The 15305-nt window shown below is 74.2% G+C and carries 17 protein-coding genes; 16 read left to right on the top strand and 1 reads right to left on the bottom strand.

The window, feature by feature from the left end; genetic code table 11:
- The first annotated feature begins 6 nt into the window (after nucleotides 1–6).
- The 13 genes from cobD to phnE (ACK4YQ_RS09475) are packed head-to-tail and all read left to right on the top strand — an operon-like array spanning nucleotide 7 to nucleotide 12072.
- A complete protein-coding gene (gene cobD / locus ACK4YQ_RS09535; RefSeq protein WP_409610725.1) occupies nucleotides 7–1005 on the top strand; it encodes a threonine-phosphate decarboxylase CobD in 999 nt (332 codons plus the stop codon).
- Nucleotides 995–1606, top strand: a complete 612-nt coding sequence (gene cobO / locus ACK4YQ_RS09530) for a cob(I)yrinic acid a,c-diamide adenosyltransferase (protein WP_409610723.1) — start codon at nucleotides 995–997, stop codon at nucleotides 1604–1606. The genes cobD and cobO overlap by 11 nt, the downstream gene beginning before the upstream one ends.
- Nucleotides 1603–2481: an ABC transporter substrate-binding protein gene (locus tag ACK4YQ_RS09525; protein ID WP_409610721.1), complete on the top strand. Its 879-nt coding sequence runs from the start codon at nucleotides 1603–1605 to the stop codon at nucleotides 2479–2481. The genes cobO and ACK4YQ_RS09525 overlap by 4 nt, the downstream gene beginning before the upstream one ends.
- Nucleotides 2478–3461, top strand: coding sequence for a FecCD family ABC transporter permease (locus tag ACK4YQ_RS09520; RefSeq protein WP_409610719.1), 984 nt, complete (start codon nucleotides 2478–2480; stop codon nucleotides 3459–3461). Before ACK4YQ_RS09525 ends, ACK4YQ_RS09520 begins: the two co-directional genes overlap by 4 nt.
- On the top strand, nucleotides 3458–4234 hold the full coding sequence (locus tag ACK4YQ_RS09515) for an ABC transporter ATP-binding protein (RefSeq protein WP_409610717.1): 777 nt from the start codon (nucleotides 3458–3460) through the stop codon (nucleotides 4232–4234). Before ACK4YQ_RS09520 ends, ACK4YQ_RS09515 begins: the two co-directional genes overlap by 4 nt.
- Nucleotides 4224–5165, top strand: coding sequence for an adenosylcobinamide-phosphate synthase CbiB (cbiB, locus tag ACK4YQ_RS09510; RefSeq protein ID WP_409610715.1), 942 nt, complete (start codon nucleotides 4224–4226; stop codon nucleotides 5163–5165). Before ACK4YQ_RS09515 ends, cbiB begins: the two co-directional genes overlap by 11 nt.
- Entirely contained in the window at nucleotides 5153–6622 is a 1470-nt protein-coding gene (locus ACK4YQ_RS09505; protein ID WP_409610713.1) for a cobyric acid synthase, read from the top strand. Before cbiB ends, ACK4YQ_RS09505 begins: the two co-directional genes overlap by 13 nt.
- On the top strand, nucleotides 6619–7644 hold the full coding sequence (gene cobT, locus ACK4YQ_RS09500) for a nicotinate-nucleotide--dimethylbenzimidazole phosphoribosyltransferase (RefSeq protein WP_409610711.1): 1026 nt from the start codon (nucleotides 6619–6621) through the stop codon (nucleotides 7642–7644). Before ACK4YQ_RS09505 ends, cobT begins: the two co-directional genes overlap by 4 nt.
- 1 nt (nucleotide 7645) lies before the next feature.
- Nucleotides 7646–8401 carry an adenosylcobinamide-GDP ribazoletransferase gene (cobS, locus tag ACK4YQ_RS09495; RefSeq protein WP_409610709.1) on the top strand — a complete coding sequence of 252 codons (756 nt, stop codon included), beginning with the start codon at nucleotides 7646–7648 and terminating at the stop codon, nucleotides 8399–8401.
- Entirely contained in the window at nucleotides 8331–9512 is a 1182-nt protein-coding gene (gene phnD, locus ACK4YQ_RS09490; RefSeq protein WP_409610707.1) for a phosphate/phosphite/phosphonate ABC transporter substrate-binding protein, read from the top strand. Before cobS ends, phnD begins: the two co-directional genes overlap by 71 nt.
- On the top strand, nucleotides 9509–10357 hold the full coding sequence (locus tag ACK4YQ_RS09485) for a PhnD/SsuA/transferrin family substrate-binding protein (protein WP_409610705.1): 849 nt from the start codon (nucleotides 9509–9511) through the stop codon (nucleotides 10355–10357). The genes phnD and ACK4YQ_RS09485 overlap by 4 nt, the downstream gene beginning before the upstream one ends.
- Nucleotides 10358–10360: 3 nt before the next feature.
- Nucleotides 10361–11254, top strand: a complete 894-nt coding sequence (gene phnE / locus ACK4YQ_RS09480) for a phosphonate ABC transporter, permease protein PhnE (RefSeq protein ID WP_409610703.1) — start codon at nucleotides 10361–10363, stop codon at nucleotides 11252–11254.
- Complete coding sequence (gene phnE, locus ACK4YQ_RS09475) at nucleotides 11251–12072, top strand: phosphonate ABC transporter, permease protein PhnE (RefSeq protein ID WP_409610701.1); 822 nt, start codon at nucleotides 11251–11253, stop codon at nucleotides 12070–12072. The genes phnE (ACK4YQ_RS09480) and phnE (ACK4YQ_RS09475) overlap by 4 nt, the downstream gene beginning before the upstream one ends.
- 4 nt (nucleotides 12073–12076) lie before the next feature.
- Here the strand turns inward: phnE (ACK4YQ_RS09475) and ACK4YQ_RS09470 are convergent, their stop codons facing one another.
- Nucleotides 12077–12946 (bottom strand): carbohydrate kinase family protein, encoded by an 870-nt coding sequence (locus ACK4YQ_RS09470; protein ID WP_409610699.1) that lies wholly within the window; start codon nucleotides 12944–12946, stop codon nucleotides 12077–12079.
- A gap of 186 nt (nucleotides 12947–13132) precedes the next feature.
- Between ACK4YQ_RS09470 and phnC the strand changes: the two genes are divergently transcribed.
- The 3 genes from phnC to phnN are packed head-to-tail and all read left to right on the top strand — an operon-like array spanning nucleotide 13133 to nucleotide 15169.
- Nucleotides 13133–13924, top strand: coding sequence for a phosphonate ABC transporter ATP-binding protein (gene phnC / locus ACK4YQ_RS09465; RefSeq protein ID WP_409610697.1), 792 nt, complete (start codon nucleotides 13133–13135; stop codon nucleotides 13922–13924).
- Nucleotides 13924–14616, top strand: a complete 693-nt coding sequence (locus ACK4YQ_RS09460; protein ID WP_409610695.1) for a DapH/DapD/GlmU-related protein — start codon at nucleotides 13924–13926, stop codon at nucleotides 14614–14616. Before phnC ends, ACK4YQ_RS09460 begins: the two co-directional genes overlap by 1 nt.
- Nucleotides 14564–15169 carry a phosphonate metabolism protein/1,5-bisphosphokinase (PRPP-forming) PhnN gene (gene phnN, locus ACK4YQ_RS09455; protein WP_409610693.1) on the top strand — a complete coding sequence of 202 codons (606 nt, stop codon included), beginning with the start codon at nucleotides 14564–14566 and terminating at the stop codon, nucleotides 15167–15169. The genes ACK4YQ_RS09460 and phnN overlap by 53 nt, the downstream gene beginning before the upstream one ends.
- Nucleotides 15170–15305: the final 136 nt, after the last annotated feature.

Here is a 15305-nt window from a genome sequence, read left to right as displayed (position 1 = left end):
TCGGCCGTGGCGCCCCTGCGCCACGGCGGGCGCCTGGCCTGGGCGCGTCGGGCCTTTCCCGACGCGCCTGCGCCCTGGCTGGACCTGTCGACCGGGATCAACCCGCGCCCCTGGCCGGGGCGTCGGGCGCCGTCCGGCGACCTGCGCCGGTTGCCGGACCCGGAGGACGTGGCGAGGCTCGAAGGCCTCGCCGCCGACGCCTTCGGCGCCCGCCCGCAGGCCGTGGCGGCTTGCCCCGGCGCAGAAGCGGCCCTTCGCCTGCTGCCGTCGCTGACCGGCGCGCGCCGGGTGGCGATCGCCGCGCCCACCTACGGCGGCCACGCCGAGGCCTGGGCGGCCGCCGGCGCCGAGGTCAGCCTGGTCAAGCGTGACCGCCTCGCCGAGGCCGACGCCGGGGCGGTGGTGCTGGTCAACCCGAACAACCCTGACGGGTCGGCCACCAGCCTGGTCGAGGTGCTGGACGCCGCGGCCCGGCTCGCGGCGCGGGGCGCCTGGCTGATCGTCGACGAATCCTTCGTCGAGGTGCGGCCCGAACTCAGCGTCGCCCGCTTCGCTGACGGCCGCCTGGTGGTCCTGCGCTCCTTCGGCAAGTTCTACGGCCTGCCGGGGGCGCGGCTGGGGTTCCTGGTCGGCGATGCGCGGCTGGCGGCGGCTATGCGGGCGAGGTTGGGCGACTGGCCGCTTGGCGCCGATGCGCTCGCCCTCGGGCTCGGCGCCTACGCCGATGCGGCCTGGGCCGCCCGCGCCCGCGCCGATCTGCGCTGGGACGCAGCCCGGCTCGACAGGCTGCTGAAGCGGGGCGGCCTGCCCCCCCTCGGCGGCACGGACCTCTTCCGGCTTGTGCGCGCGCCCCGGGCCGAGCGCCGGTTCGCCGCGCTCGCCGCCCGGGGAATCCTCACGCGCCCCTTCACATTCGACCCCGACGTGCTTCGGTTCGGCTTGCCCGGACCCGGCGACTGGCGGCGCCTGGGCGCCGCCCTGGAGGCCTGCAACCATGAGCCATGACGACGACAAGAACCGCGCCCACGCCGAGGCTATGAAGGCGCTGAAGGCCGAGCGTGAGGTCCTGATGGCCGAGAAGGCCGACGCGCCAGGCCTGCTCCTGGTCCACACCGGCGACGGCAAGGGCAAGTCCAGCGCCGGCTTCGGCATGGTCGCCCGTGCGCTGGGATGGGGCCAGAAGGTCGGCGTCGTCCAGTACATCAAGGGCAAGTGGATCACCGGCGAGCGCCAGTTCTTCGCCCGCTTCCCCGACCAGGTCCGCTGGAGGACGATGGGCGAGGGCTTCACCTGGGACACCCAGGACCGCGCCCGCGACATCGCCGCCGCCGAGGCCGCCTGGGCCGCCTCGATGGAGATGCTGGCGGACCCGGAACTCGACTTCGTGCTGCTGGACGAGCTCAACATCGCCCTGCGCTACGACTACCTGGACATCGGCGTGGTGGTGGAAGGGCTGAAGGCGCGTCCGCGCGACAAACATGTCTGCGTCACCGGCCGCAACGCCAAACCGGAGCTGATCGAGATCGCCGACCTGGTGACGGAGATGACGCTGGTGCGCCACCCCTTCGACAAGGGCGTCAAGGCGCAGCGGGGGATCGACTTTTGAGCGGCGCGATCACGCGGCGGGCGCTGGCGGCCGGGCTGACCGGGGGGCTGGCGGCGGCCGGCTCCGCACGCGCGACCGCGCCGGCGCCGCGTCGCGTGGTCTCGCTCAACCCGTGCCTGGACGTCATCCTGGTGCAGGTGGCCGACCGCCCGCAGATCGCCGCCCTGAGCCACTACGCCCGCGATCCGGAGAACTCCAGCGTCGGCGCTGCGGGCCGGGGCCTGGCGATCACCTATGAGAGCGCTGAGGAAGTCGTGGCCCTGCGCCCCGACCTGGTGCTGATGGCGCGCCACTCCTCGCCGGCCACCCGGGCGGCGCTGCAGCGGCTCGGGGTGAAGGCCGAGCTGTTCGGCGTTCCGGAATCGGTGGACGCCAGCCTGGAGCAGGTGACGCGGGTCGCCGCGGCCGTCGGCCGCCCGCAACGCGGCGCGGCCCTGGTCGCGCGGATCCGCGCCGCGATCGCCGCCGCCGCGCCCGCGCCCGGAGAGGCGCGGCTGTCGGCGATCGTCTACCAGTCCAGCGGCTTCGCCTCGGCGGAGGGGACGCTGATGGACGAGATGATGCGCCGGGCGGGCCTGGACAACGCGGCCGGCCGCTACGGGCTCCGGCGCACCGGCAACATCCCGCTGGAAGCCCTGGTCGCCGATCCGCCGGACGTGATCCTGGCCGGCCAGCCCAAGGCCGGGGCTCCGACCTGGGCCGAGCGCGTGCTGACCCATCCGGCCCTCGGCCGCCTCTCGCGCAAGGTGCACGCCGCCCCGTTCCCGCAGCGTCTGATGTTCTGCGGCGGGCCGGTGCTGATCGAGACCGCCGCCCTCCTGGCGCAGACCCGCCGCGATGCGCTCGCCGCCGGGGCGGGCAGGGCGCGCGGATGAAGCGCGTCCCGCGTCCCCTCGCCGTCGGCGCCCTGGCGCTGGGGCTGGCGCTGGCCGCCGTGCTCAGCCTGCAGGCGGGCCGCGTCTGGGTTCCCGTCTCCGCCTGGACCGACCAGACCGACCCGCGCTGGTCGATCATCTTCGACCTGCGCCTGCCGCGAACCCTCCTGGCGCTGCTGGTCGGGGCGGCCCTTGGCATGTCCGGCGCGGCGATGCAGGGCTACACCCGCAACCCCCTGGCCGATCCCGGGGCCCTGGGCGTCTCGGCCATGGCGGCGTTCGGTGCGGTCCTCACCCTCTATCTCGGCGCCGGCGCCCAGATCCCCTGGGTCATCGCCGGCGCGGCGATGGTCGGCGCCTTGGCCGCCGTGCTGATGCTCCTGGCGCTGTCCGGCGCCTCGTCCAGCATCGTCACCTTCGTCCTGGCCGGCGTGATCCTGCAGACGGTGGCGGGCGCGGGCGTGGCCCTGGCCCTCAGCCTGGCGCCCAACCCCTGGGCGGTGAACGAGATCGTCTCCTGGCTGATGGGCTCGCTCGCCGACCGCAGCATCGACGACGTGCGCCTGGCCGCGCCCTTCGTCGTCGGGGGCCTGGCGCTCCTGCTGCTTACCGGCCGCGGCCTCGACGCCCTGATGATCGGCGAGATGGGCGCCCGCTCGCTCGGCGTCAGCCTGCCGGCCCTGCGCTGGCGCCTGGCGATCGGCGTGGCCCTGGCCACGGGCGCCAGCGTGGCCGTGACGGGAGTGGTCGGCTTCGTCGGCCTGATCGTGCCCCACCTGCTGCGCCCGCTGGTGGGCGCGCGCCCCGGAGCGCTCTTGGTCCCCAGCGCCCTCGGCGGCGCGTTGCTGGTGCTGGCGGCGGACATCGCGGTCCGGCTGACGCCGTCGGCGGCGGAGGTGAAGCTCGGCGTGGCCATGGCCGCCCTCGGCGGACCGTTCTTTTTCGCCCTTCTTCTATCCCTGCGCCGGAGGATCGCATGAGCGGGCTCGAGGCCGCCGACCTGGCCGTCCGTCTCGGCGACAAGGCGGTGCTGCGTGGGGTGACGGCCAGCTTCCGGGCGGGCGAGGTGACGGCGATCCTGGGCCCCAACGGGGCGGGCAAGTCGACCCTCCTGTCCTGCCTGGCCGGCCTGCGTCGCCCCGGGAGGGGGCGCGTGCGGCTGGACGGCCAGGACATCCTGCGCCTTTCGCCCCGGTCGCGCGCCCAGAGGATCGGCTTCATCCCGCAGACGCCGGAGATCGCCTGGGCGGTGGAGGCGCGCATCCTCGTGGGCCTGGGGCGCACGCCCTTCATCGGCGCGCGCGGGCTGTCGGCCCAGGACGCCGCGGCGATCGACCGGGCCATGGCTTCGGCCCAGGTCGAAGCCCTGGCCGACCGCGACGTGACCACCCTGTCGGGCGGCGAGCGGGCGCGGGTGCTGATCGCCCGGGCGCTGGCCGGGGATCCCGCCTGGCTCCTGGCGGACGAGCCGCTGGCGGGGCTCGATCCAGGCCACCAGCTCGACGCCGCCGACCTGTTCCGCCGTCTGGCGCATCAGGAGGGGCGGGGCGTGATCGTGACCCTGCACGATCTGCCGCTCGCCGCCCGCATGGCCGACCGGGTGCTGCTCCTGGTGGACGGGGAGGTGCTGGCCGCCGGCTCCCCGCAGGCCGCGCTGACGCCTCAGAGCCTGGCCCGCGCCTACGGCGTCGACACCGCCGTCACCGAAGGGCGCGACGGCCCGCTGATCGAGATTCTCGGCCGTGCCGGCTGATCCCTGGATCGTGCTCGGCGCCGCGGCCATCGAGGGCGCGGTCGGATATCCGCGGGCGCTGCATGCGCGCCTGCCGCACCCGGTGGCCTGGATCGCCGCCCTGATCGGAGGCCTGGAGACCGGGCTCAACCGCCCCGGATGGAGCGACGGCGCGCGGCGCGTCGCCGGCGTTGCGACCCTGCTGGCGGCCGTGGCCGCGGCCGGCGGCGCCGGCTGGCTGCTGGAGCGGGCGCTTTGCGGCATGCCCTGGGGCGCGGCGGGGATCGCGGCCCTGGGCGCCCTGGGCCTGGCCGCCCGCAGCCTTTTCGACCACGTGGCGGAGGTGGCCGGGCCCCTCGGCCTCGGCGACATGCCGGCGGCGCGCGCCGCGCTCGGCCGGATCGTCGGGCGCGACGTGGAGGGGCTGGACGCGGCGGGCGTCAGCGCCGCAGCGCTGGAAAGCCTCGCGGAAAGCTTCTGCGACGGCGTCGTCGCCCCGGTGTTCTGGTTCCTGGCCGGCGGCCTCGGCGGGCTGTTCGTCTACAAGGCGGTGAACACCGCCGACAGCCTGATCGGCCACCGCGAGCCGCCCTACACCCATTTCGGCTGGGCCGCGGCGCGGGCGGACGATGCGATGAACCTCGTGCCGGCGCGCATCGCCGGCGGGCTCATCTGCCTGGCCTCCGGCCGCGGCTGGCGGATCATGCGGCGCGATGCGCCCCGCCACGCCTCGCCCAACGCCGGCTGGCCGGAGGCGGCCATGGCGGGCGCCCTGCGCGTGCGGCTCGGCGGCCCAGCGAGCTACGACGGCGCCGTCCACCAGCGTCCCGTCCTGGGCGAGGGGCCAAGGCCGGGTCCGCTTGACCTGACGCGGGGCCTTGGGCGCTACCTCGGCGCATGCGCCCTCGCCGGGGCGCTGCTGGCGGCGGGGGGGCTTGCGTGGCCGCGCTGATGATCCAAGGATGCGGCTCGGACGTGGGCAAGTCGGTGCTCGTCGCCGGCCTCTGCCGCCTGTTCGCCGACCGGGGCCTGACCGTGCGCCCGTTCAAGCCGCAGAACATGTCCAACAACGCGGCCGTGACCGCCGACGGCGGCGAGATCGGCCGCGCCCAGGCCCTGCAGGCCCGCGCCGCGCGCGCCGCGCCGAGCGTCCACATGAACCCGGTGCTGCTGAAGCCCCAGAGCGACACCGGCGCCCAGCTGGTGGTCCGCGGCCGCATGGCCGGAACCTGGCAGGCGCGCGCCTACCAGGATCGCAAGGGCGAACTCCTGCAGACAGTCCTGGAGAGCTATCAGGCCCTCGCCGCGGAGGCCGACCTCGTGCTGGTCGAAGGCGCCGGCAGTCCGGCGGAGACGAACCTGCGCGTCGGAGACATCGCCAACATGGGTTTCGCCCGCGCGGCGGACGTGCCGGTGGTGCTGGCCGGCGACATCGACCGCGGCCACGTCATCGCCGCCCTCGTCGGCGCGCACGCGGTCCTCGATCCGGACGACAGGGCGATGGTGAAGGGCTTTCTGATCAACAAGTTCCGCGGCGATGCTCGCCTGTTCGACGAGGGGCGCGCGCAGATCGGGGCGCGCACCGGCTGGGCCGACTGCGGGCTCGTCCCGTGGCTCGCCGCCGCCCGCCGGCTTCCCGCCGAGGACGCCGTCGTCCTGGAGCGGACCGGGGCGGCCGCCGCGGGCCGGCGGCTGCGGATCGTCGCCCCGATGTTCTCCAGGATCGCCAACTTCGACGATCTCGACCCCTTGCGCGGCGAGCCGCAGGTGGAGTTCGGGTTCGTCCCGCCCGGCGCGGCGCTGCCGGGGGATGCGGACCTGGTGATCCTTCCGGGCACGAAGGCCACCCTGGCGGATCTCGCCTTCCTGCGCGAACAGGGCTGGGACGTGGACCTCGCCGCCCACGTGCGCAGGGGCGGGCGGGTGCTGGGCGTCTGCGGCGGCTATCAGATGCTGGGCCGCGTCGTCCGCGACCCCCTGGGGGTGGAGGGCGCGCCGGGCGAAGCCAAGGGACTGGGCCTTCTCGACGTGGAAACGACGCTGACAGGTGACAAGGTGCTGCGGCGCACCCTCGGGCGGCTGGCGGGCGGCGCGCCCTTCGAGGGCTACGAGATCCACGTCGGCCGCACCCAGGGACCGGACACTTCGCGTCCCTTCCTCATCCGCGGGGACGGGAGCGGCGAGGGCGCGACGTCGCCGGATGGGCGCATCGCCGGCGCCTATGTCCACGGCCTGTTCGACCGGGGCGCGGCCCGCGCCGCGCTGCTGGACGGCCTCGGCGGCGCATCCGACGGTGCGGACCAGGAGACGAAGGTGGAAACGGCTCTCGACGAGATCGCCGCCGTCCTGGAAACGGCCCTCGACATTCCGCGGCTCGCCGCCATCGCCGGCCTGGGCCTGCGCCCGTGATCCCGCAGGTCGCCCCCCTCGACCGCTCCGGCGAGGCCGCCCTGCGGGCCCGAATCGACGGCAAGGCCAAGCCGCTCGGCGCGCTGGGCCGGATCGAGGACCTGGCGGTGCAGCTCGGGCTGATCGCCGGCGCACGCGAGCCGGTGGCCGACCGTGCGCTGCTGATGGTCTTCGCCGGCGACCACGGGCTGAACGCCTCCGGCGTCTCGGCCTATCCCTCGCAGGTGACGACCGCCATGGTCGCGACCCTGCTGGCCGGCCGCGCCAGCGCCAACGCCTTCGCCCGCGCGGTGGGCGCCGAGGTCCAGGTCGTCGACGCCGGGGTGGCGGCCGACCTGCCGCCGGCGCAGGGGCTGGTCCAGGCCAAGGTGCGGGCGGGATCGCGCAACGCCGAGCTCGAGCCGGCGCTGACGGCGCACGAAGTGAAGCTCGCCCTTGCCCGCGGCGCGGCCCTGGCGGCCCTGGCGGCCGAGTCCTTCGACGTGCTGGCGATCGGCGAGATGGGCATCGGCAATTCGGCTGCGGCGGCCCTGATCCTGCACCGGCTGGGACCAGTCCCGCTGGAGGCGGCCGTCGGCGCGGGGGCGGGGCACGACGCGCAGGGCCTGGCGCGCAAGCGAACGGTGCTGGCGCGCGCGGCGGCGCGCTCGGCCGCCAGCGCGCCGCTCGAGGTGCTCGCCGAGTTCGGCGGATTGGAGATCGCGATGATGGCCGGGGCGGTTCTCGGCGCGGCCTCGGCCGGGCGCGCGTTGATCGTCGACGGCTTCATCGCCGGCGCCGCGGCCCTGGCGGCCGTCCGGATCGCGCCGGCGGCGGCAGACTACTGCGTCTTCTCCCATCTCTCGGCCGAGCGTGGCCACGCCCTGATGCTCGAAGCGCTTGGGGCCAGGCCGCTCCTCGACCTGGACCTGCGGCTCGGGGAGGGGACGGGAGCGCTCCTGGCCCTGCCCCTGGTGCGCGCGGCCGCGCGCCTGCTCACCGACGTCGCCAACCTGGACGACGTGCTGGCCGGGCGGGTGTGAGTTGCGCCGCCAGGTCGCGCTCCTGCTCTGCGCCGTGCAGTTCCTGACACGGCTGCCGACCCCGCCGCTGCGGGATTTCGATCCCGCATGGATCTCCCGCAGCGCCCGCTATTTTCCCCTGGTCGGGCAGATGGTCGGCGCGCTGAGCGCCGCGGTGCTCCTGGCCTGCGCCCAAGTCTGGTCCGGCGCGGTTCCCGCGCTCCTGGCTCTGGCGGCCGGCGTGCTCCTCACCGGCGGCTTCCACGAGGACGGCCTGGCCGACACCGCCGACGGCCTGGGGGGCGGAACTTCGCCGCAGCGCCGGCTGGAGATCATGAAGGACAGCCGCCTGGGGACCTACGGCGCCTTGGCCCTGGTGCTCGCGCTTGGATTGAAGGCCGCGGCCCTGGCGGGCCTTGCGCCGCTTTCCGCCGCCGCGGCGCTTCTGGCCGGACACGGCGCGGGCCGGGCGGCGGCGGTCCTTGCCATGGGGGCCTTGCCCTATGTGGCGCGGGGCGAGGCGGCCAAGTGGAAGCCGGCGCCGGAGACCCTCAAGGCCTGGGAGATCGCCCTCGCCGTGGCCCTCGCCGCCTGGCCCCTCGCTCTGCTGGCGCCCGCCGCGGCGGGCCTCGGGCTCGCCCTGGGCGCGGCCTTCGCCCTGGTTCCCGCGCTCGCCGCGCGGCGGCTGATCGGCGGGTACACCGGGGATGTCCTGGGGGCGGTCGAACAGGCCTTCGAGGTCGGATTCCTGCTCGGCGTGGCGGCGGCGCTCGCCTGACGGATTTGTCCTCGACAACCTCGGCATCGGTCGTCCGCCAGGCCTGCCGCCGCGTCACGACCACGACATACGCCGGTGTCATCACATCATCCCAGCCCGCCCGCTCGCCCCCGCGCGGCGCCAGGAGGTTGTTGGAGTGTATCGAGGCTTATCCACGAACACGGGGGCGGTCATCGCCCTGTGCGCGGCGGTCCTTTCGGGCTGCGGCGGCAAACCGGAAGCGGATGGCGGGACCTTCGCCGGCATGTCCGAGATTCGAATGGCGGTCCGCGGCTCGGAGGACGACCCGCGCATGGCCAAGCGCTGGAGCGCCTATCGCGACTACCTGGAGAAGGCGAGCGGCGTGCCGGTCAAGCTCTACGAGTCCTCTGACTACAACGGCACCATCCAGGCGCTGTCGTCCGGCCAGGTGGACATCGCCACTATCGCGGGCGGCGGCTACGCCAACGTCGACGCCCAGGTGGGCGAAAAGGTCGCCCCGATCCTGACCGTGCGCCAGGCCGAGGGGGACATGGGATACTACTCGGCCCTGCTGGTGAAATCCGACAGTCCCTATCGCAGCATCCAGGACCTTAAGGGCAGGAGCCTGGGCTATGTCGATTTCAATTCGACCTCCGGCTATCTCTTCCCACGCGCCAAGATGCGCGAGCAAGGAATTGATCCAGAAACCTTTTTCGGCAAGACTTCCTTCGCCGGCGGCCACACCCAGGCGGTGATGGCGCTGGAGAACGGCCAGTTCGACGCGGCCATCATCAACGTCGGCGGCGGCGATCCGGAGCACGGCTTCGCCACCGGCGCCCACTACACCATGGCCCGCCGCGGGCTGGTGGACATCGACGATTTCCGGATCATCTGGGTGGTCGGCCCGATCCCGAACTCCGCCATCGTGGTGCGCACCGACCGGCCGCAGGCCTTCATCGACCTGGCCCGCGGCGCCTTGGCGGCCATGCCCTACGACGACCCCCAGCTCTGGGTGGACACCGGCCAGGCGGACGGCGGCGCCCTGACCGCCGTCAACCGCAGCCACTACGCCGACATCATCAAGCTGCGCGCGGCCGACATCGCCCAGCGCCGGGCCGGCGAGGGCGGACGCGAAGGAGGCCGGCCGTGAAGCGCGCCCTGATCGCCGCGGTCCTGCTCTGGACCGCCCCGGCCTTCGCCTCGGCGGCAGCCCTGCGGATCGCCGCCCCCGGCGCGGGCGACGGCGCCTGTGCGCCCCTCGGCGCCTCCGCCCCGGCCGGCGAACGCGCCTACTACGGCCTGCTCGCCAAGAGGCTGGAGACCGAGATCCAGAAATGTCCGGTGGCGGACGCCGCGGCCGCCGCCAAGGCCCTCGCCGACGGCGCAGCCGACATGGCCGTGCTCGATCCTGCCGCCTATGCGCCGGTGGCCCAGACCACGCGCCCGATCCTCACCGTCCGGCCGGCGGACAGTCTCAACCGCATCCCCATCGTGCTGGCGGTTCCCAAGGCCTCCCCGCGCAAGACGCTGGCGGCGCTCAAGGGCGGGGCTGTCGCCTTCGGCGGGACGGGGCGGGCGGCCTATGACGCGCCCCTGCGCGCCCTGGCCGACCAGGGCGCCGACGACGCCTTCTTCGCTCGCGAGGAGACCCAGGCGACGCCGGACCTGGCCGTCGCCCGCCTGCGGGCCGGCGCGGTGGACGCCATGGTGCTCAATGCGGCGGCCTGGCAGCGCCTGTGCCGGGGCGACGCGCCCGGCGAGGACCGCTGCGCCGACCTGGCGGAGATCTGGCGCGGGCGCCAGCGCGCGGCCAAGGCGATCGTGGTGCGCCGCGACATGCCGCTCGCCCTGCGCTATCGGCTCATCGGCATCCACATGCCCATGCACCTGGAAGCCCCGGACGCCTTCGCCTGGGCCGCCGCCTGGACGCCCAACGCCGCCGAGTTCGAGCCCACCGAGGCCGACGCCCTCCTCGCCACCCGTCCGGCGCGCTGAACCATGCGTGAGGACACGCCCCTCGCCGTGGCCGAATTCGAGCGCCTGCGCCGGGCGAGCCTGCTGCGGCAGCGGAGCCAGGCGCTGGTCGGACTCCTGCTGTTCTCGGCGGTGCTGGTGATCTCCTTCCAGCGCAGCCAGTTCTTCGACGCCGACCTGGGGGGCGATCCCCTCGGCCGAATGGGCGAGTTCCTGCGGCGGCTGACGCCGGACCTCAGGGCCGAAGCCCTCTTCCAGGACCGCCGCACCGAGGGCTCGCTGTCCTGGTGGTTCTACGACCTGCCGCTCTGGCTGAAGGCCGGCTGGCAGACGCTGGAGATGGCCATTCTCGCCACCATCCTCGGCGCGATCATGGCCGTCGGCGCCTCGTTCCTTTGCGCCCGCAACCTGATGCCGTTCTCGCCGCTGCGCTTCCTCGTGCGCCGGACGCTGGAGGCGATCCGCACCCTGCCGGACCTGATCGTGGCCATCATCCTGGTGGCGGCGTTCGGCGTCGGACCGCTGCCAGGGGTGATCACCCTGGCGATCTCGACCATGGGCAGCCTCGGCAAACTGTTCTCCGAGATCAACGAAGAGGTCGACCCGCGGCCGCTGGAAGCGCTCGAGGCGGCGGGCGCGGGGCTGTGGAAGAAGATCCGCTTCGGGGTGATTCCGCAGGTGCTGCCGAACTACGCCTCCTATGTGCTGATCCGGCTCGAGGGCAACCTGGCCGGGGCCGCGGCCCTGGGGATCGTCGGCGCCGGCGGCATCGGCCTGGAGCTGCAGCGGGCGATCACCTACACCGAGTTCGACACCTATCTGGCGATCCTCATGCTGATCGTGGGGATGATCTTCGTCCTCGACCTGTTGTCGGAGGCGATCCGCCACCGGCTGATCGGCCTGGGAGGCCGCTCATGAACGGCGACGTCCGCGCCCGCGCCGCCGCGATCGCCCCCCAGGCGCTGGCGGCCAGCCTTCCCACCCGCCTGCTGCGGATCGGCCTGACCGTGCTGGCGGTCGCCTGCGTGGTGCAGATGGCCCGCGACCTGGACCTGGCGCCCGGCGCCCTGATGAAGGGGGTCGACAAGCTCGGGACCTTCTTCGGCGCCATGGTTCCGCCGACCAGCGGCGGGCAGCTCCCGCGGATCCTGAAAGCGCTCGGCGAGACCTTCGCCATGGCCTTCGCCGGCACGGTTCTGGCGGCCCTGGCGGCGCTGCCGCTCGGCTTCATCGGGGCCAAGACGATCGTGCGCAACGAGGTGCTGCACTTCGCCTTCCGCCGCTTCCTGGACCTGTTCCGCGGCGTGCCGGCCCTGGTCTGGGCGCTGATCCTGGTCTCGGCCTTCGGCCTCGGCCCCTTCGCGGGGGTCGTCGCCCTGGCGCTGGCGGACGTGCCCAACCTCGCCAAACTGTTCTCCGAGGCGTTGGAGAACTGCGACCCCAAGCCGGAGGAGGGCGTGCGCTCCGCCGGCGCCCCGCCGCTCGCGGTGATGCGCTACGCCCTGGCGCCCCAGGTGACGCCGGTGATGGCCAGCCAGTGCCTGTTCTTCCTGGAGGGCAACTTCCGCAACGCCGCGGTCCTGGGGATCGTCGGCGCCGGGGGGATCGGCTTCGAGCTCGAAGAGCGCATCCGCATCTTCGCCTTCGACCAGGCCGCCTTCATCATCCTGCTCTACATGGCCTGCGTGGCGCTCCTGGACCTCATCTCGCGCGAGCTGCGCAAGCGCCTGGCCTGACCGGCTAGGCGGCGAAGGCCCTGAAGGCGCCGGGACCGGCGTCGAGGGGGGCGGAGCTGTCCAGCCCCACCGCCGCCGCGCCCCAGGCGCAGGCGTGGGCCAAGGCCGCCTCCATCGGCGCCCCGGCGGACAGGGCGTCGAGGAGCCCCGCCGCGAAAATGTCGCCGGCGCCGGTGGCGTCGACCACGGCCGCGGGCGGGGCGGGGGTCCGGACGATCCCGTCCCGGCCGTAGGCCTCGGCGCCGTGCGCGCCGCGCGTCACCACCACGTGGCAGACGCCCTCGCCCAGGTCGGCGCGGGCTGCGGCCAGGGGATCGGCCAGGACCTCGGCGGAGAGGTCGTCGGCCGAGGCGACCACCACGTCGGCGCGGCCCTCGTAGCCCGGCGCGGGCCAGTGCAGCACCACGGGCCCCTGGCAGGCGCCCGCCCAGGCCGCAGCGCCCGGATAGGCGGAGCGGACGAAGAGGCCCGCGGGCCGCAGGTCCGGCCAGCGGGCCGGAGGGTCAAGCTCGGGCAGGGGCTTGGGCTCCCAGTCCAGCCCCATGACGACGCGTTCGCCGGCGGGGTCGATGAAGATCAGTGTCGTCTTGGTCTCGCCGGGACGTCGGCGCACCAGCGCCAGGTCCACGCCCGCGCCCTCGGCGTCCTCGAAGGCGGCGTCGGCGGCGGCGTCCCCGGCGACCACCGAGGCGAGGGCGACGGCGCGGCCGGCCTTGGCCAGGGCCACCGCGGCGTTTGCGCCGCCGCCGCCCAGCCGCCCGCCCAGCCGGCCGTCCAGGGTGCGGCCTACCAGGCGCGCGCCGGGCGCCAGGGGACCGGATATGCGGATCGGCCGGTCCCAGGCGAGCGCGCCGATCACCAAGAGCTTCGTCACCTGCGCCTCCGCGAACTGAACCGCCACCCTAGCGGGCGGCGGTGAAGCCCTGATGGCGGAGCCGTGACCGCCGCGCCTGCACAAATCCGGCCCTGGTGCGCCGCCGGTCCGGAAGAGCCGTCATCGGAGGGTCACGCCCCAGGGCTAGCCTTCCTGTCCAGCAGCCCTGCGGGGAGTGGAGCTTACATGCTGGAATTGCACGGTGTTTCGAAGCGCTACGGCGAGACCCTCGCTGTGGACGAAGTCTCCTTGAGCGTCGGCCGCGGCGAACTGGTCGGCGTGATCGGCAGGTCCGGCGCCGGCAAGTCCACCCTTCTCCGCATGATCAACCGCCTGGCCGAGCCGACCGCCGGCCGCGTGACCTGGGACGGCCAGGACGTCACCCGCCTGAAGGGGCGCGAGCTGCGCCTGTGGCGGCGGCGCTGCGCCATGATCTTCCAGCAGTTCAACCTGTCGCCGCGCCTGGACGTGATCACCAACGTGCTGGTCGGCGTACTCGCCGAACGGCCGCTGGCGGCCTCGATGGTGAAGTTCTTCCCGGCCGAGCAGCGGGCCAGGGCGATCCTGGAGCTGGACGCGCTGGACATGGCGCCGGCGGCCCTGCAGCGGGCCGGCACCCTCTCGGGCGGGCAGCAGCAGCGGGTGGCGATCGCCCGGGCGATGATGCAGGAGCCGGACATCCTGCTGGCCGACGAGCCGGTGGCCTCGCTGGACCCGGTCAACGCCGAGGTGGTCATGGACGCCCTGGAGCGCGTGTGCCGCGAGCGGGGCATCCCGGTGATCGTGAACCTCCACAGCCTGGAGATCGCCCGCAGCTACTGCACCCGCATCGTCGCCATGGCCAAGGGCAAGGTGGTGTTCGACGGGCCGGCCTCCGCGCTCACGGCCGAGGTGGTCGAGCGGGTCTACGCCGGCCGCAACGGCTCGAAGGGACGCCGCGCCGGCGCCTTCTCGCCGGCCGTGGTCGAGGCCGCGTGATGAGCCTGCTTCTCGCCGAACGGCCGCTCTCGCCCGGCTACGCCTATTTCGACCGCTTCGTCGCCGACAAGGAGGCGCCCGCCAAGAAGGGCGGGCCGGCGCCGGCCATCCACCCGGACGCTCAGGTGCACGACTGCATCCTGGGGCCATGGACGCGGGTGGGCGCGCGCACCAGCCTGTCGGAGGTGTCGATGGGCGCCTACAGCTACATCGTCAACGACTCCAGCGCGGTCTACGCCGACATCGGCAAGTTCTGCTCGATCGCCCGCGACGCGCGGATCAATCCCGGCAACCACCCGACCTGGAAGGCCGCCCAGCACCACTTCAGCTACCGCGCCGTCTCCTACGAACTGGGGGAGGCCGACGACGCCGAGTTCTTCGACTGGCGTCGCTCGCACCGGGTGACACTCGGCCATGACGTGTGGATCGGCCACGGCGCGACCGTGCTGCCGGGGGTGAGCGTGGGCACCGGCGCGGTGGTCGGGGCGGGCGCGGTGGTGTCCAAGGACGTGCCGCCCTTCACCATCGTCGGCGGCGTGCCCTCCAAGCCGATCCGCGAGCGCTTCCCCAAGGCGGTGCAGGACGGCATCCTGGCGATCGCCTGGTGGGATTGGGAGCACGAACGCCTTGCCGACTGCCTTGAAGACTTCCGCCGCCTCGACGCCGAAGACTTCGTCGAAAAGTACGCCTGACGCGGGCGCGCCGGGCGCCGGCCTGCTGGTGCTGGTGGTCGGCCCGTCCGGCGTGGGCAAGGACACCCTGATCGACGGCGCCCGCGCGGCGCTGGCGGGCAGGGACGTGGTCTTCGCCCGCCGCGAGATCACGCGTCCGGCCGAGGCCGGCGGGGAGAACCACATCCCGGTCAGCGAGGCGGACTTCGCCGCCCGCCAGGCGGCGGGCGCCTACGCCCTGTCGTGGCGGGCCCATGGCCTGGGCTACGGCGTTCCGGCCGCGGTGCGCGACGACCTCGCCCAGGGCCGCACGGTGGTGGCCAACGTCTCCCGGGCGGTGCTGGACGAGGCGCGGGAACGTTTCGGCCGGGTGCGCATCGTCTCGATCGGCGCCGACGAGGCGGTCATCCGCGAGCGCCTCCTGCGCCGGGGCCGCGAGAGCGCCGAGGAGATCGAGGAGCGGGTCGCTCGCGCCGGCGCGTTCAAGGTCGAGGGCCCTGACGTGGTCCAGGTGCGCAACAACACGACCCCCGAAGCCGGCGTGGCGGCGTTCGTGGCGGCGCTGGAGGGATAGGGGCGCAAGGTCGCCCCCACGGCCGTCGTCCTGGTTTCGGCCAGGGGCCGAGGACCGGGGCCCAGGCGTGAGGCGGCCGGCGGGAACGCTTGAGAATGTGAGACGGCGGGGCTTGTGACCCGGGGCGCGGACAAGC

Source organism: Phenylobacterium sp. (genome assembly GCF_046291545.1).
Lineage (GTDB): Bacteria > Pseudomonadota > Alphaproteobacteria > Caulobacterales > Caulobacteraceae > Phenylobacterium.
Note: the sequence above shows the minus strand (reverse complement) of the source record. Positions and strands in the feature narration are given on the sequence as shown.

Coding starts and splice junctions, on each gene's coding strand:
- phnE (WP_409610703.1), top strand. CDS start 10,361: ATGCGTGAGGACACGCCCCTCGCCGTGGCCGAATTCGAGCGCCTGCGC.
- ACK4YQ_RS09515 (WP_409610717.1), top strand. CDS start 3,458: ATGAGCGGGCTCGAGGCCGCCGACCTGGCCGTCCGTCTCGGCGACAAG.
- cobO (WP_409610723.1), top strand. CDS start 995: ATGAGCCATGACGACGACAAGAACCGCGCCCACGCCGAGGCTATGAAG.
- phnE (WP_409610701.1), top strand. CDS start 11,251: ATGAACGGCGACGTCCGCGCCCGCGCCGCCGCGATCGCCCCCCAGGCG.
- phnC (WP_409610697.1), top strand. CDS start 13,133: ATGCTGGAATTGCACGGTGTTTCGAAGCGCTACGGCGAGACCCTCGCT.
- phnD (WP_409610707.1), top strand. CDS start 8,331: ATGTCCTGGGGGCGGTCGAACAGGCCTTCGAGGTCGGATTCCTGCTCG.
- ACK4YQ_RS09520 (WP_409610719.1), top strand. CDS start 2,478: ATGAAGCGCGTCCCGCGTCCCCTCGCCGTCGGCGCCCTGGCGCTGGGG.
- ACK4YQ_RS09460 (WP_409610695.1), top strand. CDS start 13,924: ATGAGCCTGCTTCTCGCCGAACGGCCGCTCTCGCCCGGCTACGCCTAT.